This window comes from Rhizobium albus, from assembly GCA_030160035.1.
Classification (GTDB): Bacteria; Pseudomonadota; Alphaproteobacteria; order Rhizobiales; family Rhizobiaceae; genus Georhizobium; species Georhizobium albus.
In genome coordinates, this window is the sequence record BSNO01000004.1 from 521364 (window position 1) to 543472 (window position 22109).

Below are 22109 nucleotides of genomic sequence, written 5' to 3' on the forward strand. Positions count from 1 at the left end.
GAGAGCCACATGACACTCGAACAGCTGCGCATATTCCTGGCGGTCGCCACCCATCAGCACGTGACCCGTGCAGCCGAGACGCTGCACCTGACGCAATCGGCCGTCTCCGCGGCCATCTCCGCGCTCGAGACGCGCCACGACGTGCGGCTCTTCGACCGCGTCGGCCGCCGCATCGAGCTGACGGAGACGGGCCGCCTTCTGGTGCCTCAGGCCGAGGCAGTGCTGGCAGCGGCGGAAACCGCCGCGTTAATGCTCGCGGACGTGGCCGACACCACGACAGGCCGCGTCCGCATCCATTCCAGCCAGACGGTTGCGAGCTATTGGCTGCCGGAGCGGCTGGTGCGGTTTCACGAGCGTCACCCGGGCGTGGCGATAGAGCTGACCGTCGCCAACACGACCCAGGCGGCGCTCGCTGTCATGGAAGGCAAGGCCGACCTCGGCGTCGTCGAATCATCCGTCGCGCGGCCGCATCTGACAACACATGTCGTCGCAACCGATCAGCTCGTGGTGGTCGTTGCGCCGGGTCATCCCTTTGCAACCGCGCAAAAGCTGCCCGTGGCCCGGCTGAAGGAGAGCGACTGGATCCTTCGCGAACGCGGCTCGGGAACGCGTGCCGAGTTCGAGGACTGGCTTGAGGACAAGGGCGGCGCGCTCGACGATCTCACCGTGACGTTGGATCTGCCATCCAACGAAGCGGTCCTGGCGGCGATCATGGCGGGGCGCAGCGCGACTGTCTTGTCGAAACGCGCAGCCATGGCCGCATCCGCCGCGGGCCTCGTGGCGATGCTGCCGCTCGAAGGCGCCGAACGCCAGTTCTTCGTCATCCGCCACAGCGACCGCCACCGCACCCGCGCGACGCTGGAACTGGAAAGACTGCTGATGGAAGAGGCGGACCCTCAGCCAGGTCAGTGACCGGAACGCCGAAATCGAATCACAGCAGCGTTGTAACGACGAGCCAGAGCGCGGCGCTCGCACGATAGAACATCTGGCCTGCTGCACCGGCCTGCGCAGCGCCTCGCCAAACGGCGATCGTGATGAAGATGTTGTAGGGCATGGTCATGAAGTAGATCACGAGGATCAGCGTCGTCGGATAGTCCTGCGCCAGCAACAGCATGGCTGCGACGAATGTCGCCAGCGTCAGGGTCGTGCCCGTCAGCATCATGTCACGCCAGAAAACGGTCTCAATGCGCGCGGTTCCCAAGAGCCGACTGTGCACGAAAGCCTTCAGGGATGGCATGCATCAGCCCTTGAGTGTCCGGATGCTGGGGAGGCGGTATCGCCGATGGGACCCTCCGGCACAGGATACCGGATTACATGCGTAGCAATAGGAAGATTTCAAAATGGCGCGCCCGAAAGGATTCGAACCTCTGACCCCCAGATTCGTAGTCTGGTGCTCTATCCAGCTGAGCTACGGGCGCGTTGGCGGTGGATCCGGTGGATCGACCGCGACGGCGCTTACCTAAAACGTAGCCGGGGGGAATGCAAGCGCGGTTCGGGAAAAAATTGGATGAGCTCGAACTGTTCTCTTGTGGGCACGTCGTGCGGCCTGCAGATCAAGCGCTGTTGGGTCCATGGAGCTACGGCCAGTGCAGCCGCATGCTCATGCGTTGCACGGGATGGCCAGGCGACGATCAGGGGATCTGTTGGCGATCCTGGTCGAGCCGGTGCTTCGGGCGGTTGCGAAAAGCAGCGATTGGCAGGGGCTGGTCGGGCAGGACGATGGCGAAGATCGTGCCGGGGCCGTTGCTTTCCACCAGCTTCAGATCGCCACCATGGGCCAGGACGAGCTCGCGCGCGATGGTGAGGCCAAGACCCGTGCCGCCGGGCCGGGTCGATCCACGAAACGCCTTGAAGAGATTGGCCCGTGCGCCGGCCGGCATGCCGGGGCCGGTGTCTTCGACCATGATCGTCACCACACTGCCTTCGCGCCTGGCGGCCACGCGAATGCGCTTCACGAGCGCCGCGTCGCCTTCGAGGCTCTTCAGCGCCTCGACCGAGTTGCGGGAGAGGTTGTGGATGACGCGGAAGAGCTGTTCGCTGTCGGCTTCCACCTCGAGCCCGTCGGGCATGTCGATCACGAAATCGATCTCGAAGGCGGGGTCCACTGCGGTGATGTCGCGCACGTCCTCGATCAGCCGCTTCAGATCCAGCCAGCGCCGCTTCGGCGTCGCTTCGCGTGCGCGGCCATAGGCGAGCACCTCGTTCGAATAGGAGACGGCGCGGTCGATGGTGCGCAGAAGCTTCGGCGCGAAGCGCTGCACGATCGGATCGTCGACGCCGGCGAGGCGGTCCGAGATGAGCTGCGCGGAGGCGAGGATGTTGCGCATGTCGTGGTTGATCTTGGAGACGGCGAGGCCGAGATCGGCGAGGTTCTTCTGCTCCTTCAGCGTGTGCTGCAATTCCTGCTGCATGGAGGCGAGGTGGCGCTCGGCCTGGCCAAGCTCGTCATCGCGCGTGCTGGGGCGGATCACGCGCGCGGGCTCGTCCGGTGCTTCGGCAAAGGCCTGCATGTTGGACGTCATGCGCCGGATCGGGCGGATCAGGAGCGCGTTGATGGCAAGAAACACAAGGCCTGCCGTGATGAGCGAGATGACGAGCGACAGGATGAGGACGTTGCGCGCGTAAACCAGCATCGCCGTCTTCAGCGGCCGCTCTTCCATCACGATCTCGATCATCGTGCCCGGATCGCCGGCGACCGGACCGAAAACACGGATGATCCGGTCGCTGCCATGGACCAGCGTTCCAATGGCGTCGCCGATCGCCGTCAACGGCCCGACATCGGAAAGATCATATTGCATGTCGACCGTCGGCGGCACTTCCGTGCTGGCGATCAGGCGCGAAGAGCCTGCACGCCGGAGCGCGATGGCCTTGGTGCCGGTGCTCATCAGCGTATCGGTCTGGACCGGCTGGGGAAGGTCCATCTCGTCGAAGCCTTCGACGACGATGCTGGCCGACGCAGCCGTCGCAAGCTTGTCGGACAACCAGCGCAGCCGCATGTTGGAGACGGAAGGAACGAAGATCAGCACTTCGGCGATCATCACGAAAAGGATCGTCAGGAAGAGGAGCTTGCTGGAGAGCCCACGCCCGAGCCGGATCTCGTCGTCCCCACCGGGTGTCCGTGCCTCTTCCGTCGCCGAAACGCGACCCGGCGGCACCATGTCAGGGGGCGGGGTATCCGCTTCGCTCATATCCTATCCATCTGCACCGGTTCTCTGCGCCGCAGCCTGAACCATCAGCCGAAGCGACGCAGAAAAGCCAGGAGCTTGCGCACGAAAGGCTTGCGCGTCATCGGTGCATAATAGGAGATCGCCGCACGTTTTCCTATCTCGCTCATGGTCGGATAGGGCGCAATGAAACCGCGCAGATCGTTGAGCGTCATCTTCTTCGACAGAGCGAGCGCATAGAGATTGATCATTTCGCCGGCGCCGTGGCCGACAATGCCGACACCGAGGATCACTCCGCGCTTTCCCGCCACGATCTTGATCTCGCCGCCGGTGCGGCGCTCCGCCTCGGCGCGGTCGTTCTGGGCATAGGGCCAGCGCTGGATGGTGATGGTGTGGCCCGCCTTGCGAGCCTCGTCCTCGGTGAGACCGATCTGGGCGAGTTCCGGGTCCGTGAAGGTCACGCGCGGAATCACCGAACGGTTCTCTTTGGCCGGCACGCGGAAGAGGATCTGCTGCAGGACGAGGCCCGCATGGTAGTTCGCCACATGGGTAAATTGCAGGCCGCCCGCCACCGCATCGCCGATCGCGAACACGCGGCTGTTGCTGGTTTTGAGCCCGCCGCCGGCCTTGATGCCGCGCTGATCGAATGCAATGCCGGCTTCCTTGAGGCCGAGATTGTCGACCTGAGCGGCGCGCCCCACCGCAACAAGCAGGTGGCTTGCCGTAACAGACGTCTCTTCGCCGTTGAGCCGGTAGACAATCGAAACCGAGCCGTCACCGCCCTTGCTCGCCCTCAGGATCTCGATGTGTTCGAGCACGGCGATGCCATCCGCTTCGAGACGGCGCACAACGATGCGGGCGAGTTCAGGATCTTCCTTGCCAAGCAGCGTGCCCGCTTCGAGGATGGTGACGGCGCAGCCCAGACGGCGATGAGCCTGCGCCATCTCGACGCCGATCGGCCCACCGCCGATGACGATCAGATGCTCCGGTCGGGTCGTCAGCGAAAACAGCGTCTCATTGGTGAGATAATCGACGTCCGAGAGACCGGCAATGTCCGGAACGCGCGGTTTGGAGCCCGTGGCAAGCACGAAGCGCCGGGCGCGGATCGTCTGGTCGCCGGCCACCACGGTGCGGGCATCGGTGAAGCGCGCTTCCGCCTGGATGACGTTGACGCCCAGCGCCCGGAAGCGCTCGACGGAATCGTTTGGCGCGATCGCCCCGATCACCTCGTGAATGTGGGCGTTGACCCTGGTGAAGTCGATCTCGGGCTCGCCGGCGAAAACACCGAAATGCGGCGCCTCGCGGATGGCTTCGGCATGCTTGGCCGCGGCGATCAGCGCTTTGGAGGGAACGCAGCCATAGTTCAGGCAGTCGCCACCCATCTTGCCCTTTTCGATGAGGACGACCGAAACGCCGAAGGAGGCGGCGGCAGCGGCAACCGTCAGGCCGCCCGAGCCTCCCCCGATGACGCAGATGTCGGGTTTCAGAACGGCGTTCTCTGCAGTTTTGGAAGTCATGATGTTTCCTTCATCGCTTGCGCATCTCTAGATCAGTCTCGGCTTTGCGCGAAGGGCCGGAAACGCATGCGACGCTTCAGGTCTTGGTATGGCGGGTCACACGTTTGACGATCAGCGGGATGGCGGCAACGGCTGCCAGGGCCGCGAAGGCCAGCGTGATCTGCGGCGTGACCAGATCGCCGAGCGACAGCGTCGTGCCGGCTTCGCTGGCCGCAACGAGCACGCTGTCGAGGCCGGACCCGAGATAGGAATAGGCGAAAGTGCCCGGCAGGATGCCGATCAGTGTCGCCATCACGAAAGTGCGGGTGCCGACGCCGAAGAAGGCCGGGGCCATGTTTACCAGGAAGAAGGGGAAGATCGGCGCGAGCCTCAGGATCAGCAGATAGGAAAAGGCATTCTCGCGAAAACCATCGGCGAAACGCGCGAGGCTTCCGCCGGCACGATCGCGCAGGGTCGGGCCAAACGTGGTGCGCGCGGCAAGGAACAGCGCCGTCGCACCCGTGGTCGCGGCGACTGCCGTCAAGGCGCCCCCGGCCAGCCAGCCGAAGAGAAAGCCGCCGAAAACGGTGAGAACCGATGCCGCGGGGAACGCGACCGCCACCGCGAGCGCGTAGACGCCGACATACGCTGCCGCAGCAAGAAGGAAGTTGTCCGCGACGAGACCCTGCAACTGGTCCCGATGATCGGCAAGCGCGTTCAGCGTCAGATAGTCCTGGAGCCCGAAGGCGTAGCCGAGCGCCAGACAGGCAAGGATGGCGGCCGCTGGCAGAAAGCGGCTGAGGGCCCGTCCGGTCATGCGCCGCTCCGATCCATGCCCTTCACGACCTTGCGCGTCCTGCCCTTCGGCATCGAAAGCCGAATTGGCGGTCGGATAGGGGCTGTGCTGCTTCACGTGAGGCGATCCTTTAGCGGGTATGACCAGCATCGGGCTACAGTGAAAAGAGCGCAGAGGCCAATGACATGCGCTCGCTTTGTCAAACGTCTGCGTGATGGGTGCGTGTCCGGTCACCGCGGCAAAGCCCGGGCGAGATTGACTTTGAGGGCTCTTCTTGCCTATAAGCCGGCCACATTCGCGCTCGGTCGGGCCGCTCCCAAGGGAGCTGAACGTGCCGCGAGACGGATGATCCATCGCAACGCTTCTGTTTCGACAGACCAAGAAGGGCCGCACCCCGCGGTATCTAAATAAATGACAAAGCGTACATTTCAGCCTTCCAAACTCGTGCGCAAGCGCCGTCACGGCTTCCGCGCACGCATGGCCACCGCAGGCGGCCGCAAGGTACTCGCAGCACGTCGCGCACGCGGCCGCAAGCGTCTGTCGGCTTGATCGGTCTGTTGCCCGCTTTTGATTGAAAAGGCTGGCACATGCTCGACGACAAGCCGAAAGGAAATCCGCAACGGCTGAAACGCCGTGCCGATTTCGTCGCCATGAAGACCGGGCAAAAACACAAAGGCCCGTTCTTCCTTCTCGAGACGAGATCTCGTGGAGACGATGAGCCGCCGCGCGTGGGCTTCACACTGACGAAGCGCCAGGGCAACGCGGTTGAGCGCAACCGCATGAAGCGCCGTTTGCGCGAAGCAGTGAGGCTCTCGGGAGCCGCAGCGATGAAGCCTGGGGTCGACTATGTGCTGGTCGGTCGCCGCGACATGCTCTCTGCGCCCTTTTGTCGCTTGACGGCAGCCATCAAAGAACGCATCGAAGGGCCGCGCTCCCAGAGCCGGCCGAAAACAGGTTCGGTCAAGGACACGTAGGGTCCGCGCAAATGCCGCTTCGACGGCGGTGCGGCAGCGGCTCGATCAAGCCGCGCCCACGGCGGAAATCCAGGAAAGCAGGATGCAAAACAACCGCAATTACTTCATCGCAATAGCGCTTTCCGTGCTTGTGCTGATCGTTTGGCAGTTCTTCTACATCAATCCGCGCATCGAGGCCGAACGGCAGGCCGCTGGCCAGCAGCAGGAAGCCGTGACGCGTGACCCGAGCCCGGGTGTCGAAGGTGTGCCTGCACCTGCCGCCGGTCAAGCGCCGGACGCAGCCCTGCCCGGTGGGGCAGGTGGTCTCGAAGTCACTGCCGTCAACCGCGATGCCGCAATCGCCGCGAGTGAACGCGTCGCAATCGACACGCCGTCGCTCATCGGCTCGATCAACCTGACCGGCGCGCGCTTCGACGATTTGCGCCTGAAGGGCTATCGCGAGACCGTCGACGACGACAGCCCGATCATCACGCTCCTGTCCCCTGCCGCCATCGACACCGGGTACTTCGTCGAGCTTGGCTATGTCGGCAGTGAAGCGGCGGGTCCCGTTCCTGGTTCCGAGACCGTCTGGGAAGCCGAAGCGGGCGCGGAATTGACGCCGCAGACGCCCGTCACGCTGACCTATGACAATGGCCAGGGCCTCGTCTTCACCCGCACGATCTCCGTCGACGACGACTTCATGTTCCAGGTCGACGATACGGTGTCCAACACCAGCGGTGAAACCGTATCGCTCGCCTCCTATGGACGTTCGACCCGCTTCTCCAAGCCGACCACGCCATCGATCTTCGTTCTGCACGAAGGGCTCCTCGGCTTTTTCGGCGATGCCGGCCTGCGCGAAATCGACTACTCCGACGTCGAGGAAGATGGCATCATCTCCGTCGAGCAGGCGTCCGCCGGCTGGATGGGCATCACCGACAAGTACTGGGCAACCGCGCTCATTCCGGACCAGGCGAACCCCTTCGTGTCGCGCTTTGCCTATTTCGGCGAAGGCCGTGCCCGTTATCAGACCGATTTCCGCGCCGACGCCCTGACAATCCCGGCCGATGGCACGGTGGAAGTTGCCAACAAGGTGTTTGCCGGTGCCAAGCAGGTGCCGATCATCGACGGCTACCAGGATCAGTTCCAGATTCCGAGCTTCGACCTGATGATCGACTGGGGCTGGTTCTATTTCATCACCAAGCCGCTTTTCTACCTTCTCGACTTCTTCTACCGCCTCCTTGGCAATTTCGGTGTTTCGATCCTGATCACCACCGTGCTGATCAAGCTCGTCTTCTTCCCGCTCGCCAACAAGAGCTACGTCTCCATGGCGAACATGAAGAAGGTTCAGCCGAAGATGGAGGAGATCAAGAAGAAGCACGGCGACGACCGCATGGCGATGCAACAGGCCATGATGGAGCTCTACAAGACCGAGAAGATCAACCCGATCGCCGGTTGCTGGCCCGTGCTCTTGCAGATTCCGGTCTTCTTCGCGCTCTACAAAGTCATCTACGTCACGATCGAAATGCGCCATGCGCCGTTCTTCGGCTGGATCCAGGATCTGTCCGCGCCCGATCCGACGTCGATCTTCAACCTCTTCGGCCTCCTGCCTTACGATGTGCCGGCATTCCTGCTCATCGGCGTGTGGCCGCTGATCATGGGCGTCACGATGTTCCTGCAGATGCGCATGAACCCGACCCCGCCTGATCCGACGCAGCAGATGATCTTCAACTGGATGCCGGTGGTCTTCACCTTCATGCTGGCAACCTTCCCGGCGGGTCTCGTCATCTACTGGGCATGGAACAATACGCTTTCGATCCTTCAGCAGGGCTTCATCATGAAGCGCCAGGGCGTGAAGATCGAGCTGTGGGACAATCTGCGCGGCATGTTCCGCCGCAAGCCGAAGCCCGCCGAATAAATGTGCGACCATCGAGAACCCCGGCCATCCGGGGTTCTCCTTTTTCGACGCGGCGCGCGAAAGGAAAAGCCTGTGACTGCCGAAAGCACGCTCGCCGACACCAATCTCTTCCTGAAGCCGTGGATCTTCATCCGCGGCGTGCCGGCGATGAAGTTCCTGCCGCCGGAGGGCCCACCGGAAATCGCATTCGCCGGCCGTTCCAATGTCGGCAAGTCGTCGCTGATCAACGCGCTTTTGATCCAGAAGGGCCTGGCGCGCACATCCAACACGCCGGGCCGCACTCAGGAGCTCAACTACTTCGTCCCGGACGGCTATTCGGGCGCGGCCGACGATCTGCCGCCGCTCGCCCTGGTAGACATGCCGGGCTACGGCTACGCCCAGGCCCCGAAAGAACAGGTCGACCAGTGGACGAAGCTTGTCTTCGACTATCTCCGGGGTCGCGCGACGCTGAAGCGCGTCTATGTGCTGATCGATGCCCGCCACGGCATCAAGCCAAACGACGAGGAAGTGCTGGATCTGCTCGACAAGGCGGCCGTGTCCTACCAACTCGTCCTGACCAAGACCGACAAGATCAAGGCCGCCGGCGTGCCGCGGCTGATCTCCGAAACGCTCGCCAAGATCGCCAAGCATCCCGCAGCCTTTCCCGAAGTGCTTGCGACCTCTTCCGAAAAAGGGAGCGGCATAGAAGAACTGCGGGCCGCCATGCTGCGCGCAGCGCGGGACTAGGCCAGAGCATTTCGCCCTGCGGTCCACACGAAGTCGTGTTGGGGCGTGTCGCGTCGTGCATTGACGCCGGTTGCCCTCGCTTTAAGTTCGTCCGTCATCAACCGGAGGGGACATGCCGATGGGGCTAAAACGAATTCTACTCGCCGCAGCGGTCGGTCTGTCGCTGTCTTCTTCCCTCCACGCCGCTGACATCGACCCGAAGAACTGGGATGCCGTGCTGGAAGACGCGCGCGGCCAGACGGTCTATTTCAACGCCTGGGGCGGCTCGGAAAACATCAATGCCTATCTCGAGTGGGTGTCTGGCGAAGTAAATGCCCGCTTCGACATCGATGTCGTGCACGTGAAGCTGGACGACACGGCCAATGCCGTCGCGCGCGTCGTCGCCGAGCGCACCGCCGGTCGCAACGAAGGCGGCTCTGTCGACCTCATCTGGATCAACGGCGAGAATTTCGTCGCGATGAAGGAGCAGGACCTGCTTTTCTCGCCGGGCTGGGCGCAGGATTTGCCGAACTGGCAGTATGTGGATTTCGAAAGCCAGCCTTCGATCCTGACCGACTTCACCGTGCCGACGGAAGGCCTGCAGAGCCCCTGGGGCGGCGCGAAGCTCGTCTTCTTCTACGATGATGCACGCACGGATGCGGCCGATCTTCCTCAGGATGCGGAAGGCCTGCTCGCCTGGGCAAAGGAACATCCCGGCCGCTTCTCCTATCCTGCTCCGCCGGATTTCATCGGATCGTCCTTCCTGAAGCAGGTGCTGAGCGAACTGATCGACGATCGCGAGAAGCTGCAGCAGCCGGTCGATCCCGAAACCTTCGAAGCCGATGTCGCCCCGCTCTTTGCCTATTTGGATGAGCTTCACAGCGTCGCCTGGCGCTCCGCTGCGGCCTTTCCGCAGAATTATCCGGACATGAAGCAGAAGCTCGCCGATGGCGAACTGGACATCATCTTCGCGTTCAACCCGGCCGAAGCGTCGGCTGCCATTGCTGCCGGTGAGCTGCCGGATACGGTGCGCTCCTTCACCTTCCCCGAAGGTACGCTTGGCAATACCCACTTCGTGGCCGTGCCGTACAATTCCTCCGCTGCCGCCGGGGCGCTGGTCGTCGCCGATTTCCTGATCTCGCCCGAGGCGCAGTTGCGCAAGCAGGACCCGGCCTATTGGGGCGATCCGACCGTGCTTGCGATGGCGAAGCTCAGCGACGCCGATCGCGCGGCGTTCGACGCTCTCGACCTCGGTGTTGCGACGCTCGCCCCGGACGAGCTCGGACCGATCATCGACGAGCCCCACGCATCCTGGATGGAGCGGATCGAAGACGAGTGGCGCCGCCGTTACATCGCCGGCAATTGAGTGACCAGGCCGCGCCTCGCCAGATCGCCTTGGCCCGCCCGGCCTGACGAGCGCGCAGCTCCCGATCTGACTGTGGTCCGGCGATGACGCTCGCGCGTCTCGCTCCACCGCTGACGATCGGCATTCTGATCCTGCCGCTCGTCTTCGGCCTTGTCGGCACTGTGTTGCCGGCTTTCGGCTATCTGCCGGCACTCGGCGGCACGACCGTCACCACAACACATTTCGCCGAGCTTTTCGCCATGCCTGCGATCTGGCGCTCTGCCTGGCTCAGCCTGTTCGTCGGTCTCGCGACGACGGCGATCTCGCTCGGGATCGTCATGCTGTTCGTTGCGGGCTGGTCGCAAACGCGCGTGTTTCAGCGCGTCCAGCATCTCTTGTCCCCGCTGCTCGCTATCCCCCATGCGGCCGCCGCGTTCGGGCTTGCTTTCCTCATTGCGCCGTCAGGCTATCTCATCCGGCTGGCGGCGCCGGTCTTCGGGATCGATCGGCCACCCGATCTCCTGATCATCAACGACCCGCTTGGGCTGACGATGATGGCCGGCCTGATCGTCAAGGAAATCCCGTTTCTGTTTCTGGTGACGCTCGCCGCCCTGCCGCAGCTGCCGCACCGACCGACCATGCAACTCACATCGGCGATGGGCTATGGCCGGGTGGCCGGCTTCGCCTATGCGCTTGCGCCGCGCGTCTACCGGCAGATCCGCTTCGCCGTCTATGCGGTCATTGCCTATGCGACCTCGGTCGTGGATGTGGCGATCATCCTCGGCCCCAACCTGCCGCCGACGCTGCCGGTCAGACTGCTGAGATGGATGAACGATCCGGATCTCTCGGTGCGTTTCCTGGCCTCCGCCGGTGCAGTGTTGCAGCTCTCGGTCACGATCGCGGCGCTTGCGCTCTGGTGGCTGTTGGAGCGCTTCGTTGCGGCAGTGGTCACGGCGGCCTGTGACGGCGGCCTTCGATTTCGCCGCGACCGGATCGTGCGCATCCTGTCGCTCACAGCGACTGCGATTGCGGGCCTGCTCGTCTTCGCCGGTGTGGCGCTGTTGGCTCTCTGGTCCGTTTCGGCCTTCTGGCAGTTTCCGGACCTTTGGCCACAGGCGCTGTCGCTTTCCACCTGGCAGAGCGCCTTGCCGCGCATTCTCGATCCTCTGGCGACCACGCTGCTCGCCGGGCTTGCCTCCACGCTGATTGCGCTTCTGCTCACCATCGGGTGTCTCGAGCGTGAAATCGAGACCGGCAAGACCGGCGGCAGCCGAGCGCTGCTCGCGATCTACATGCCGCTGATGGTGCCGCAGATCGCCTTCGTCTTCGGCTTGCAGGTGCTGTTTGTCGCAAGCGGCACCGACCAGCGCTTTGCCGCACTCGTCTTCGTGCATCTGATCTTCGTATTGCCTTACGTGTTCCTGTCGCTGTCCGATCCCTGGCGCGCACTCGACCGCCGTTATGACCGTGTTGCAGCGGGCCTTGGACGATCGCGGCTCGTGACCCTCGTCAGCATTCGCCTGCCGATGCTGGCGCGTGCCATCGCGACGGCTGCGGCGGTCGGCTTTGCCGTTTCCGTCGGTCAATATCTGCCAACCGTGCTGATCGGCGAGGGGCGGCTGACGACGATCACCACCGAAGCGGTGGCGCTTGCATCCGGTGGTAACCGGCGGATCATCGGCGTCTATGCCTTTCTGCAGACGCTTCTCCCGTTTCTCGCCTTCGCGATTGCCTCGCTCGTGCCTGCGCTGCTATTTCGCGGTCGTCGATCCATGCGCGTCTGAGCGAAATGACACAGCCTGAAAGAGCGGGGCTTAGCCTCCGCGACATCGCGATCCGTCTCGACGGCCGCCTGCTGATCGCACTCGACGCCCATGTGGCGCCGGGCGAGACGCTGACGGTGATGGGCCCGTCCGGCTCCGGCAAATCGACGCTGCTTGCCTATATCGGCGGATTTCTCGATCCGATTTTCGATGCGCAAGGACAGGTGCTCGTCGATGGCGTTGACCTGACGGCGCTGCCGGCCGACGCCCGCCATGCCGGCATCCTGTTCCAGGACCCGCTCCTCTTCCCGCATATGTCGGTTGCCTCCAACATTGCCTTTGCCCTTCCGCCGGACGTGAAGGGTCGGGCAAATCGCCGCGCGATCGCCGAAAAGGCGTTGGCGGAGGTCGATCTCGCCGGCTTCGGGCCCCGTGACCCCGATACGCTTTCGGGCGGGCAAAAGGCGCGTGTCGCCCTGCAGCGCGTGCTCCTGTCGCGCCCCCGCCTGCTCTTGCTGGATGAACCCTTCGCCAAGCTCGACATGAGCCTGCGGGCGCAGACGAGACGACTGGTCTTCGACCAGGCGCGGGCGGCGAAACTGCCCGTCATCCTGGTCACGCATGATGCGGCCGACGCAGAGGCTGCGGGCGGCGCGGTCTTCGAGATGAACGGCGCGCCATGAACCGCGACACATTCGATGCGGCGGCGCGGGCTCTGCCAGTCGGGGCGGTTCTTAACGACCTTGCCACTGCGCTGGATAGGCAAGGCGCTGCGGTCCTCGCCGCACCTCCGGGTGCCGGCAAGACCACGCTCGTTCCGCTCAGGCTTCTCGACGCCCCCTGGCGGGGCGACGGTCGGATCATCCTTTTGGAACCACGCCGCCTGGCCGCCCGCGCCGCCGCGCGCCGCATGGCGGATCTGCTTGGTGAAGAAGTCGGCGATATGGTCGGCTACCGCATGCGGCTCGACACGAAGATATCGAAGCGGACGCGCATCGAAGTCGTGACCGAAGGCGTCTTCGTGCGCATGATCCTCGATGATCCAGAACTCGCAGGGATCGCGGCGGTCATCTTCGATGAATTCCACGAGCGCGCGCTCGATGCGGATTTCGCCCTTGCTCTCACCCTCGATGTGCGCGCAGCGTTGCGCGACGATCTGCGCCTGCTCGTCATGTCAGCGACACTCGATACCGACCGCGTCTCCGCCTTGATCGATGCGCCGGTGATCGAAAGCGCCGGCCGGGCCTTTCCGGTGGAGATGCGGTATCGCGAACGCCGGGCGGGCGACCGCATCGAAGATGCCATGGCAGATGCGATCCGTGCCGCGCTCGGCGAGGAGACAGGATCGATCCTCGCTTTTCTGCCCGGCCAGGCGGAAATCCGCCGCACGGCCGAGCGGCTGGAAGGCCGGCTGCCGCAAGGCACGGTGCTGGCGCCGCTCTTCGGCATGATGGATGGGCAAGCGCAGGATCGCGCGATACGGCCGGCAGCACCTGGCGAGCGGAAGATCGTGCTTGCGACCTCGATTGCCGAAACATCGCTGACGATCGACGGCGTGTGCGTCGTTATCGACAGCGGCCTGCAGCGTCTGCCGCATTTCGAACCGGCAACGGGGATCACGCGGCTGGAGACGGTGCGGGTGTCGCGTGCGTCCGCCGATCAGCGCGCCGGACGCGCCGGACGCACCGAGCCCGGCGTTGCGATCAGGCTTTGGCGCGCCGAGCAGACCGCCGCGCTGCCGGCCTTCACGCCGCCGGAAATCCTGTCGAGCGATCTTTCCGGACTGATCCTCGACAGCGCTGCGTGGGGCGTACCCGATCCGACGGTGCTTGCCTTCATCGATCCACCGCCGGCGCCTGCCCTCAAAGAGGCGCGTGCTCTGCTGGTGGAACTGGGCGCCCTCGATCCCGCCGGCGGACTGACCGCTATGGGACGCGCGATCCGCGGGCTCGGGCTTCCCGCCCGCCTCGCGGCCATGGTGGCCTCAGCGCCGCGCTCGAGTCGCCTCGATGCCGCAGACATCGCCGTGCTGTTGACGGAGCAGGGGCTGGGCGGCTCGTCCATCGATGTGTCGGAGCGGCTTCGCCGCTGGCGCAGCGAGAAGGGAGAGCGCGCATCCGCCGCACGCGAGTTGTCCCGCCGCATCGTCAAAAATCTGGATGAAGCGGGCGCCGACGCGCAGAAGCTTTCGACGGGCGGGCTTTTGGGGCTGGCCTATCCCGATCGTGTTGCCCGCAACCGCGGTGGACGTGGCCGTTATCTCATGGCCAATGGCCGCGGCGCCGAGCTCGATCCGCACGACCCTCTGGCAGAGGAGGAATGGCTGGTGATCGCCGATCTGACCGGCCGCGCCGGTGCCCAGCGCATCCAGGCAGCCGCTGCCATCGATCCGGGCGAGGTGGAAGCGCTGGTCGAGACGCGCGGCGTCGACGGCGACGAGTGCATGTTCGATACGGACAGTCGATCGGTGCGGGCCCGCCACGTCCGCCGCCTTGGCGCCATCGTGCTGGAAGAGCGCGCGATCCCGGTGCCGACCGATGAGCGAACCGCGCAAGCGCTGGCAGACGGCGTGCGCCGGCTCGGCGTCGACGCACTGCCTTGGAGCGACAATGGCCGGCAGTTGCGCGCACGCCTCGGCTTCCTCAATCGTTCGATCGGGGACCCTTGGCCGGCGGTCGACGACGATGCGCTGCTGGCGAAGCTGGAAATCTGGTTTACGCCGTACCAGTCGGGCGTGCGGGCCTTCGATCGGATTACAGCGGGAAGCCTGACCGAAGGCCTGATGGCGCTCGTGCCCTACGACCTGCATCGCATGCTCGAGGCGGAGGCGCCGACCCATTTCGTCGTGCCGACCGGTTCGCGCATCCCGATCCGCTACGATGGCGACGTGCCGGTGCTGGCGGTGCGGGTGCAAGAGCTTTTCGGGCTCGCGTCCCATCCGACGATTGCGCAGGGACGCCTGCCTCTATTGCTCGAACTGCTCTCGCCCGCGCATCGGCCGCTCCAGACGACGCGCGATCTGCCGGGGTTCTGGGTCGGCTCCTGGGCCGATGTGCGCGCCGACATGCGCGGGCGCTATCCCAAGCACCCATGGCCTGAGGATCCCGGCCGGGCTGAACCGACGCGCAGGGCAAAACCGCGCGGTTCGTGAGCTTCGCTGGACTCCGCCCGCCGCCTTTGCCATGTCAGAACGACCTCGAGAAGGACGGGCTTCGACCATGGCGGTTGCCGACAATTCCTTGAGCGGACGCGATCGTTTCTCGCGCCATCGTCTGCGCCTCCAGACATTGACGCGGCTTCGCTGGCTCGCCGTCGTCGGCCAGTCGCTGACGGTGCTGATCGTCGCCTTCATCCTGGAGTTCCCGTTTCCGGTTCTCCTCTGTTTCGCCCTCATCGCATCCTCGGCCTGGCTGAACATTTTTCTGACGTTTCGCTATCCGGCGACCCACCGTCTGAGCCCGCCGGCAGCACTCGGCGTGCTTGGCTTCGACGTGCTGCAACTCTCCGGTCTGCTCTTCATGACCGGCGGTCTCGTCAACCCGTTCTCCGTGCTGATCAGCGTGCCTGTCATCATCTCGACCGCGTCACAGCCGATCCGCCAGACGCTGGTCCTCGGCGCTCTCACCATCGCTGCGGTCACGCTTCTGGCGGCCTTTCACCTGCCGCTGCCCTGGTACCCGGGCATCATCTACGAGGCGCATCTGGTGCTGATCACCGGCATCTGGATCGCGATCGTCTCGACGACGCTTTTCGCTGCCTTCTACGTCCACCGCGTGTCGTCGGAAGCCAACGAGCTTGCTGACGCGCTGACGGCAACGGAACTGACGTTGCAGCGCGAGCAGCATCTCTTCGCGCTCGATGGTCTGGCTGCCGCTGCCGCCCATGAACTGGGCACGCCGCTCGCCACCATCTCTGTCGTGGTGAAGGAAATGGAGCGCGCGCTGGGCTCCGACGAACGCTACGGCGAAGATCTGCAGCTACTGCGTTCCCAGACTGAACGTTGCAGGGACATTCTGCGGCGTCTGACCACGCTGTCGACGGATGACGAGGAGCATATGCGCAAGCTGCCGCTTTCGTCGCTCCTGGAAGAAGTGGTCGCGCCGCATCGCGAATTCGGCGTCGAGATCGATGTGGCGATCGAGGCCGTGACCGATGAGGAGCCGGTCGGCCTGCGCAATGCCGGCATCCTCTATGGTCTCGGCAACCTCGTCGAAAACGCCGTGGATTTTGCCCATGAGAAGGTGCGGGTGAACGCGCGCTACGACCGGGATCGCGTGGATATCGTGATTTCCGACGACGGTCCGGGTTTTTCGCCGGAGATCCTCGTGAAGATCGGCGAGCCTTTCGTCACGCGGCGCACGGGCGGAAAGGACAAGCGCGCGGGGGGTCTCGGTCTTGGGCTCTTCATTGCCAAGACGCTGCTGGAGCGCACCGGTGCGACGGTGGTCTTCGAAAACGGAGCCGGCGATGGCAAGGGGGCCGTGATCCGGCTCAGCTGGCCGAGAAGCGCGATGGATGCGGCGAATTCTGCCCAAAGATTGCCGCAGGGCGCGAAACTCCCATATGTAACGAGTGGATAGAAGCCGGCGGGACGGCCGGTACCGCAATGGAGCCTGAAGAATGAACAACGAGGATGTTGCCGACGGCGATATCGGCCCGGATCCTTCCCTTCTGCTGGTGGATGACGACGCGCCATTTCTGAAACGACTGGCGCGCGCCATGGAAACCCGCGGCTTCGTGGTGGAGACGGCTGAATCCGTGGCAGAAGGCCTCGCCAAGGCGAAAGCCGCGCCGCCGAAATACGCCGTGGTCGACATGCGGCTGGGCGACGGCAACGGCCTCGACATCATCGATGCGATCCGCCAGCGTCGGACCGATACCCGCATGATCGTGCTGACAGGCTATGGCAATATCGCGACGGCGGTAAACGCGGTGAAGCTCGGAGCCATCGATTATCTCGCCAAGCCCGCCGATGCCGACGAAGTGGCGGCGGCCCTTACCCGCAAGCCTGGTGAAAAGGCCGAGCCGCCGGAAAACCCGATGTCGGCCGACCGTGTCCGCTGGGAACACATCCAGCGCGTCTACGAGATGTGCGAGCGCAACGTCTCGGAAACCGCCCGTCGGCTCAACATGCATCGCCGCACCCTGCAGCGCATTCTCGCAAAACGCGCGCCGCGCTGAAGGTAGGTCTATTCGGCGTCTTCCGCCGGAAAGCTGTTGCCGGTCGCCCACTCGGCCATGAGAAGTCGTCCGGCGGCGGCCCGCGCAAATTTCAATGTCATCGCCTTGCGCGTCGCACCGGCAAGCTTGTGCTCCGGCGCCTCGCGCAAGAGATGGGCGCCGAAGCCGTCCGAGAGGATCAGCCCACACTCTTCAGGAAAAATGTCGATCGGTACGCCGGGATGCGTGGCGAAGAAGAGCCGGTCGCAATGCAGCCTGTAGTCCGGCCATTTGCGGTCGACGCGAAAGTCCTGCACCGACGTCTTGATCTCCACGATCCAGAATTCACCTCCGCTGGTGAGCGCCACAATATCCGCACGCCGCCCGCTGGCCAATGCGAGTTCTGGCAGGGACGCGTAGCGAAGATCCGCGAGCAACCGCTGGACACCGCGCCGCACCATCATGGCGCGATCGGACTGACGACCATCGATCAAAGGATTCTGAGCATAGGGGGCAACAATAGGCATTTTGCCAGTCTGCCATGGCGGCCGATTCGGAACAATAACAGAACGCACGTAGCGGCTGGCCGCCAGCCATGACTTGTTGCTGAAAAACAATCCCGCCGCTAAATCGCGCTGGTGCATGTGCCTGCCGCTTGTGGCGCTGCGGTGGCAAAAATATGGTTCGGGCGAAGTGCGGATGCCGAGGGCAGGCCGCCCCCGCCGAAGGCACATCCCACAATGAACCGCCGCCAGTTTCTAATCTCTTCCGCCGCCACCGCGACCCTTGCGTTGGCCGGCTGCACCACCGTTCCGCCCATCGCCGCGACACCGCAATTGACGCCGGATTACGGCGTGATCGTCGATGCCGGCTACACGATCCCGGCCGTGCCGATGCAGCGGCTGGAAGCGCGCTTCTCACGCCAGATCGTGCGCTACCCGACCGAGCATGCGCCGGGCACCATCATCGTCGATACCCCGGAAAAGTTTCTCTATTACGTGCTGCCGAACGGCGAAGCCGTGCGCTACGGCATCGGCGTCGGGCGCGCGGGTTTTGCTTGGGAAGGCGAAGCCTATGTGGCCTGGAAGCAGGCCTGGCCGCGCTGGCATCCGCCTGTCGAGATGATCGAACGCGAGCCGCATCTGGAAGAATATGCCGATGGTGGGATGGATCCGGGCCTCACGAACCCGCTTGGTGCACGAGCACTTTATCTGTTCGATCAGGACGGCAAGGACACGCTCTACCGCCTGCACGGCACGCCGCAGTGGGATTCGATTGGTACCGCAGCCTCGTCCGGCTGCATCCGCCTGATCAACCAGGACATCATCGATCTCTATGATCGCGTGACGCCCGGCCGCAACACCAAGGTCGTGGTACTTCAGTAAGCACAACAGGCGGCGGACGCTGCGTCCGCCGCTATCGCTCTATTCGGAGCGCGCGGTGTCGACCGAAGGCGCCGCATAGTCGATGAACGCCTTGTAGATGTAGCCCTGCCGACCATCGATCTCGACGGCGCAGAAATGCACGCACTCGTCGATGGGCTGTCCTGTCAGTTGAGTCCCTCCCGGAACGATGCTGATGGTCTCCGCGTCGTTGCTGGGTCCCGTTCGGAAGTTCACATATTCCGTCGTTCGGCCTGGGAGAAATCCGGCGGTGGCGACGCCGCTGGCGCCTTCGCCAGAGACTCCGCCGGTCTGCGCATCGAGCGCGGCCACTGCGGAATTCGGCTCCGCAACGAAAGCTGCGTCGGGAAGCTGGTCTTGGCGAACGGCAACTGCCTGCTCGAGCGCTGCAACCTCCTGCTCGCTTTCAGCGACGACGACTTCTGCGGCTGGATCGGACTGAAGAGCGTCGATCGCTGACGTCGTCTCCTCATCAATTGTGGCTGCGGCCAGCGCTGCACCAAGATCATCAGCTGTTTCAGCCGGCAGCGGATCGGCATCCCCCTGGGCGCCGAACGCCGTTTCTTCCGCTTGTGAAGGCTCCGTAGCGGCGATGGCTTCGCCGCCCCAACGGGGGTCGCTCTCGGCAAGCGGCTGCGGTGTCAACTCGGCCATTTCAGATGCTTCGGCGTCGATCGGACGTTCGGCCTTGGCGACAGAAGTTGCTGCCATGAATGTGGCGCTCGGCGCTTCCTCAGCTGCTGCAAGCTCGACGACGGGCTCCGTCTGTTGCGCCCGATCCATGTTGACCGCGATGCCACCTGCAAGCACGAGCGCGGCACCGATTGGAAAGGCTGCCCAAAGCGCGATCTGCCGCAGCGACATGCGGTCTTCCGGATCACTTTCGAATCTGTAGTTCTTGATCATTCCGACGCCTCTCGAAACGCAGGAGACATGTCCCTTGGTCGAACGGATCGGCGGGATGTGCTGCCTTGCTGGCAGTTCCGATGCACCCGCCGTTACCGACGCGGGGGCATCCATGCCGGGCGATTATGGCCTCGATTGGTCTAAAATGCGGCCTTAACGTTTCCTTAAGGCATATGCGCCCCGCCGTTTTCACAGCGGGGCGCATGGCGTCGTGAGATTAGGTTGGACGGTGCGTTATCCGCGCGTGGCGGCTTTCAGCTCAAGCCGGCGGCGATGCAGGACCGGTTCGGTATAGCCGGATGGCTGTTCGCGGCCCTTGAGAACGAGGTCCAGAGCAGCCTGGAAGGCGATCGAACCATCGTAATCGGCAGCCATTGGCCGGTAGGCGCTGTCGCCGGCGTTCTGCTGGTCGACCACCTTCGCCATCTTCTTCATGGTCTCGACGATCTGCGCTTCGGTCACCACGCCGTGGTGCAGCCAGTTGGCCATGTGCTGAGCGGAAATGCGCAGCGTCGCGCGGTCTTCCATCAGGCCGACATTGTTGATGTCCGGCACCTTGGAGCAGCCAACGCCCTGGTCGACCCAGCGCACGACATAGCCGAGAATGCCCTGAGCATTGTTGTCGAGCTCGCGCTGGATGTCTTCGGGCGTCCAGTTGGGACGTTCGGCAACCGGCACCGACAGGATGTCGTCGAGCTTGGCGCGGCCGCGTGACTTGAGACCGGCCTGGATCTCGGAAACCTTCACTTGATGATAATGTGTCGCGTGCAGCGTCGCAGCGGTCGGCGAGGGCACCCAAGCCGTGTTGGCGCCCGCCTTCGGGTGGCCGATCTTCTGCTCCAGCATCGCCGCCATCATGTCCGGCATGGCCCACATGCCCTTGCCGATCTGGGCATGGCCGGAAAGGCCGCATTCGAGACCGATATCGACGTTCCAGTTCTCGTATGCCTGGATCCAGGTCGAGGCTTTCATGTCGCCCTTGCGGATCATCGGACCGGCTTCCATCGAGGTATGGATTTCGTCACCCGTGCGGTCGAGGAAGCCCGTGTTGATGAAGACGACACGCTCCTTGGCAGCCCGGATCGCCTCCTTGAGATTGACCGTGGTGCGGCGTTCCTCGTCCATGATGCCCATCTTGATCGTGTTGGGCGCCATGCCCAGCGCCTGCTCGACACGGGTAAAGATCTCCGCCGCGAAGGCGACTTCCTCAGGCCCGTGCATCTTCGGCTTGACCACATACATGGAGCCGGCGCGGGAATTCTTGCGCCTGCCATTGGCGCCGACATCGTGCAGCGCGATCAGGCCGGTGACGAAGCCATCCATCATGCCTTCCGGAACCTCGTTGCCGTCCCGGTCGAGGATTGCAGGGTTGGTCATGAGGTGGCCGACATTGCGGATAAGCATCAGCGAACGGCCGGGCAGGGTCAGCGTCGAGCCATCCGGCGCGGTGTATTCGCGGTCGTCGTTGAGCGCGCGCGTAACCGACTTGCCACCCTTGTCGAATGTGTCTTCCAGGTCGCCCTTCATCAGGCCAAGCCAGTTGCGGTAGGCCGCGACCTTGTCCTCGGCGTCGACCGCCGCGATGGAATCCTCGCAGTCCTGGATGGTCGTCAGCGCAGACTCCAGAAGGATATCGGAAATGCCGGCGCTGTCGCCTTCGCCGATCGGGCTGCGGCGATCGATGACGATCTCCACATGCATGCCGTTCTTCTTCAGGAGGATCGATGTCGGGGCGAAGGCTTCGCCGAGATAGCCGGCAAACTGCGCGCTGTCCTTCAGCTTGCCGAGCGCGCCGTCGGTCAGCGCGATGACGAGCTGGCCATCTTCGATCGAGAAACCGCTGACATTTTCCCAGGTCGTATCGCCCGAGGCGGCTTGGATCGGTGCGCTCTGGTTGAGGAAGTTGCGGCCCCAGGCGATGACCTTCGCGCCACGCTTCGGATTGTAGCCCTTGCCCATTTCCGCCCCGTCAGCCTCGGAGATCGCGTCTGTTCCATAGAGCGCATCGTAGAGCGAACCCCACCGCGCATTGGCTGCGTTCAGCGCATAGCGTGCATTCATCACCGGGACGACGAGCTGCGGGCCGGCTGTCGTCGCGATTTCTGGGTCGACATTGTCGGTCGAGACGGAAAAAGCGCCGCCTTCAGGTACGAGGTAACCGATCTCAGCGAGGAACGCCTTGTAGCGCTCTAGGTCGGACGGTGCGCCGTTCTCGCGGTGCCACGCATCGATCTTCGCCTGCAGATCATCCCGCTTGGCAAGCAGTGCACGGTTCTTCGGTCCAAGCTCGTGGATCGCATCGGATAACGCCTTGAAGAATGCATCGGCCTCGACACCAGTCCCCGGCAAAGCTTCCGAGACGATGAAGTCGTAAAGCGTGGTGTCGATCGTCAGCCCGTGCTGCTCGGTCGTGGTCATGCGTGGATCTCCCTTGGCGCGGCAACCGGCTGGTCGCACTTCCGTTACGCCAGAGATAAGCCCGGCGCATTCCCTGTCAATCGAT

General features: G+C 64.0%; 19 protein-coding genes and 1 tRNA gene. 12 read left to right on the forward strand and 8 right to left on the reverse strand.

Annotated features, from left to right (window positions below; genetic code table 11):
* Positions 1-9 precede the first annotated feature (9 nt).
* A complete protein-coding gene (locus tag QQL76_RS17760) occupies positions 10-912 on the forward strand; it encodes a LysR family transcriptional regulator (RefSeq protein ID WP_499208777.1) in 903 nt (300 codons plus the stop codon).
* A gap of 19 nt (positions 913-931) precedes the next feature.
* Here QQL76_RS17760 and QQL76_RS17765 read toward each other — a convergent pair whose 3' ends face one another.
* The 5 genes from QQL76_RS17765 to QQL76_RS17785 all read right to left on the reverse strand — a co-directional run bounded on the left by QQL76_RS17765 (position 932) and on the right by QQL76_RS17785 (position 5477).
* On the reverse strand, positions 932-1237 hold the full coding sequence (locus QQL76_RS17765; protein ID WP_499208778.1) for a hypothetical protein: 306 nt from the start codon (positions 1235-1237) through the stop codon (positions 932-934).
* Positions 1238-1341: 104 nt separating this feature from the next.
* A tRNA-Arg gene (locus QQL76_RS17770) sits at positions 1342-1418 on the reverse strand.
* A 213-nt stretch (positions 1419-1631) separates the two neighbouring features.
* Entirely contained in the window at positions 1632-3188 is a 1557-nt protein-coding gene (locus QQL76_RS17775) for a sensor histidine kinase (protein WP_499208779.1), read from the reverse strand.
* Between the two features lie 44 nt (positions 3189-3232).
* Positions 3233-4681: a dihydrolipoyl dehydrogenase family protein gene (locus tag QQL76_RS17780; protein WP_499208780.1), complete on the reverse strand. Its 1449-nt coding sequence runs from the start codon at positions 4679-4681 to the stop codon at positions 3233-3235.
* A gap of 76 nt (positions 4682-4757) precedes the next feature.
* Positions 4758-5477, reverse strand: a complete 720-nt coding sequence (locus QQL76_RS17785) for a TVP38/TMEM64 family protein (RefSeq protein WP_499208970.1) — start codon at positions 5475-5477, stop codon at positions 4758-4760.
* Between the two features lie 390 nt (positions 5478-5867).
* On the opposite strand from QQL76_RS17785, the gene rpmH reads away from it, so the two are divergent.
* The 10 genes from rpmH to QQL76_RS17835 all read left to right on the forward strand — a co-directional run bounded on the left by rpmH (position 5868) and on the right by QQL76_RS17835 (position 17318).
* Complete coding sequence (rpmH, locus tag QQL76_RS17790) at positions 5868-6005, forward strand: 50S ribosomal protein L34 (protein WP_126006694.1); 138 nt, start codon at positions 5868-5870, stop codon at positions 6003-6005.
* A gap of 38 nt (positions 6006-6043) precedes the next feature.
* Positions 6044-6430 carry a ribonuclease P protein component gene (gene rnpA / locus QQL76_RS17795; protein WP_126006691.1) on the forward strand — a complete coding sequence of 129 codons (387 nt, stop codon included), beginning with the start codon at positions 6044-6046 and terminating at the stop codon, positions 6428-6430.
* An 82-nt stretch (positions 6431-6512) separates the two neighbouring features.
* On the forward strand, positions 6513-8324 hold the full coding sequence (gene yidC, locus QQL76_RS17800; RefSeq protein ID WP_499208781.1) for a membrane protein insertase YidC: 1812 nt from the start codon (positions 6513-6515) through the stop codon (positions 8322-8324).
* 72 nt (positions 8325-8396) lie between these two features.
* Positions 8397-9050: a GTP-binding protein gene (yihA, locus tag QQL76_RS17805; RefSeq protein ID WP_499208782.1), complete on the forward strand. Its 654-nt coding sequence runs from the start codon at positions 8397-8399 to the stop codon at positions 9048-9050.
* 118 nt (positions 9051-9168) lie between these two features.
* Positions 9169-10395: an ABC transporter substrate-binding protein gene (locus QQL76_RS17810; RefSeq protein WP_499208783.1), complete on the forward strand. Its 1227-nt coding sequence runs from the start codon at positions 9169-9171 to the stop codon at positions 10393-10395.
* Positions 10396-10478: 83 nt separating this feature from the next.
* Positions 10479-12158 (forward strand): ABC transporter permease, encoded by a 1680-nt coding sequence (locus QQL76_RS17815; protein WP_499208784.1) that lies wholly within the window; start codon positions 10479-10481, stop codon positions 12156-12158.
* Positions 12159-12163: 5 nt separating this feature from the next.
* The gene (locus QQL76_RS17820) at positions 12164-12820 is read left to right on the forward strand and encodes an ATP-binding cassette domain-containing protein (RefSeq protein WP_126006681.1); all 657 of its coding nucleotides are present in this window, start codon (positions 12164-12166) and stop codon (positions 12818-12820) included.
* Positions 12817-15288: an ATP-dependent RNA helicase gene (hrpB, locus tag QQL76_RS17825; RefSeq protein ID WP_499208785.1), complete on the forward strand. Its 2472-nt coding sequence runs from the start codon at positions 12817-12819 to the stop codon at positions 15286-15288. The genes QQL76_RS17820 and hrpB overlap by 4 nt, the downstream gene beginning before the upstream one ends.
* A 67-nt stretch (positions 15289-15355) precedes the next feature.
* Positions 15356-16717 (forward strand): ActS/PrrB/RegB family redox-sensitive histidine kinase, encoded by a 1362-nt coding sequence (locus QQL76_RS17830; RefSeq protein WP_499208786.1) that lies wholly within the window; start codon positions 15356-15358, stop codon positions 16715-16717.
* A 40-nt stretch (positions 16718-16757) separates the two neighbouring features.
* On the forward strand, positions 16758-17318 hold the full coding sequence (locus QQL76_RS17835; RefSeq protein ID WP_499208787.1) for an ActR/PrrA/RegA family redox response regulator transcription factor: 561 nt from the start codon (positions 16758-16760) through the stop codon (positions 17316-17318).
* A gap of 8 nt (positions 17319-17326) precedes the next feature.
* Here QQL76_RS17835 and QQL76_RS17840 read toward each other — a convergent pair whose 3' ends face one another.
* Positions 17327-17824: an MmcB family DNA repair protein gene (locus QQL76_RS17840; RefSeq protein WP_499208971.1), complete on the reverse strand. Its 498-nt coding sequence runs from the start codon at positions 17822-17824 to the stop codon at positions 17327-17329.
* 213 nt (positions 17825-18037) lie between these two features.
* On the opposite strand from QQL76_RS17840, the gene QQL76_RS17845 reads away from it, so the two are divergent.
* Positions 18038-18682, forward strand: a complete 645-nt coding sequence (locus QQL76_RS17845) for a L,D-transpeptidase (RefSeq protein WP_499208788.1) — start codon at positions 18038-18040, stop codon at positions 18680-18682.
* Between the two features lie 39 nt (positions 18683-18721).
* On the opposite strand, the gene QQL76_RS17850 is transcribed toward QQL76_RS17845, so the two are convergent.
* A complete protein-coding gene (locus tag QQL76_RS17850; protein ID WP_499208789.1) occupies positions 18722-19606 on the reverse strand; it encodes an SH3 domain-containing protein in 885 nt (294 codons plus the stop codon).
* 234 nt (positions 19607-19840) lie between these two features.
* Complete coding sequence (locus QQL76_RS17855; RefSeq protein WP_499208790.1) at positions 19841-22024, reverse strand: malate synthase G; 2184 nt, start codon at positions 22022-22024, stop codon at positions 19841-19843.
* Positions 22025-22109: the final 85 nt, after the last annotated feature.

Excerpts from the sequence above, each read along its gene's own strand:
- QQL76_RS17760 (WP_499208777.1), top strand. The coding sequence starts at position 10 with ATGACACTCGAACAGCTGCGCATATTCCTGGCGGTCGCCACCCATCAG.
- QQL76_RS17765 (WP_499208778.1), bottom strand. The coding sequence starts at position 1,237 with ATGCCATCCCTGAAGGCTTTCGTGCACAGTCGGCTCTTGGGAACCGCG.
- QQL76_RS17775 (WP_499208779.1), bottom strand. The coding sequence starts at position 3,188 with ATGAGCGAAGCGGATACCCCGCCCCCTGACATGGTGCCGCCGGGTCGC.
- QQL76_RS17780 (WP_499208780.1), bottom strand. The coding sequence starts at position 4,681 with ATGACTTCCAAAACTGCAGAGAACGCCGTTCTGAAACCCGACATCTGC.
- QQL76_RS17785 (WP_499208970.1), bottom strand. The coding sequence starts at position 5,477 with ATGACCGGACGGGCCCTCAGCCGCTTTCTGCCAGCGGCCGCCATCCTT.
- rpmH (WP_126006694.1), top strand. The coding sequence starts at position 5,868 with ATGACAAAGCGTACATTTCAGCCTTCCAAACTCGTGCGCAAGCGCCGT.
- rnpA (WP_126006691.1), top strand. The coding sequence starts at position 6,044 with ATGCTCGACGACAAGCCGAAAGGAAATCCGCAACGGCTGAAACGCCGT.
- yidC (WP_499208781.1), top strand. The coding sequence starts at position 6,513 with ATGCAAAACAACCGCAATTACTTCATCGCAATAGCGCTTTCCGTGCTT.
- QQL76_RS17810 (WP_499208783.1), top strand. The coding sequence starts at position 9,169 with ATGGGGCTAAAACGAATTCTACTCGCCGCAGCGGTCGGTCTGTCGCTG.
- QQL76_RS17815 (WP_499208784.1), top strand. The coding sequence starts at position 10,479 with ATGACGCTCGCGCGTCTCGCTCCACCGCTGACGATCGGCATTCTGATC.
- QQL76_RS17820 (WP_126006681.1), top strand. The coding sequence starts at position 12,164 with ATGACACAGCCTGAAAGAGCGGGGCTTAGCCTCCGCGACATCGCGATC.
- hrpB (WP_499208785.1), top strand. The coding sequence starts at position 12,817 with ATGAACCGCGACACATTCGATGCGGCGGCGCGGGCTCTGCCAGTCGGG.
- QQL76_RS17830 (WP_499208786.1), top strand. The coding sequence starts at position 15,356 with ATGGCGGTTGCCGACAATTCCTTGAGCGGACGCGATCGTTTCTCGCGC.
- QQL76_RS17835 (WP_499208787.1), top strand. The coding sequence starts at position 16,758 with ATGAACAACGAGGATGTTGCCGACGGCGATATCGGCCCGGATCCTTCC.
- QQL76_RS17840 (WP_499208971.1), bottom strand. The coding sequence starts at position 17,824 with ATGCCTATTGTTGCCCCCTATGCTCAGAATCCTTTGATCGATGGTCGT.
- QQL76_RS17845 (WP_499208788.1), top strand. The coding sequence starts at position 18,038 with ATGAACCGCCGCCAGTTTCTAATCTCTTCCGCCGCCACCGCGACCCTT.
- QQL76_RS17850 (WP_499208789.1), bottom strand. The coding sequence starts at position 19,606 with ATGATCAAGAACTACAGATTCGAAAGTGATCCGGAAGACCGCATGTCG.
- QQL76_RS17855 (WP_499208790.1), bottom strand. The coding sequence starts at position 22,024 with ATGACCACGACCGAGCAGCACGGGCTGACGATCGACACCACGCTTTAC.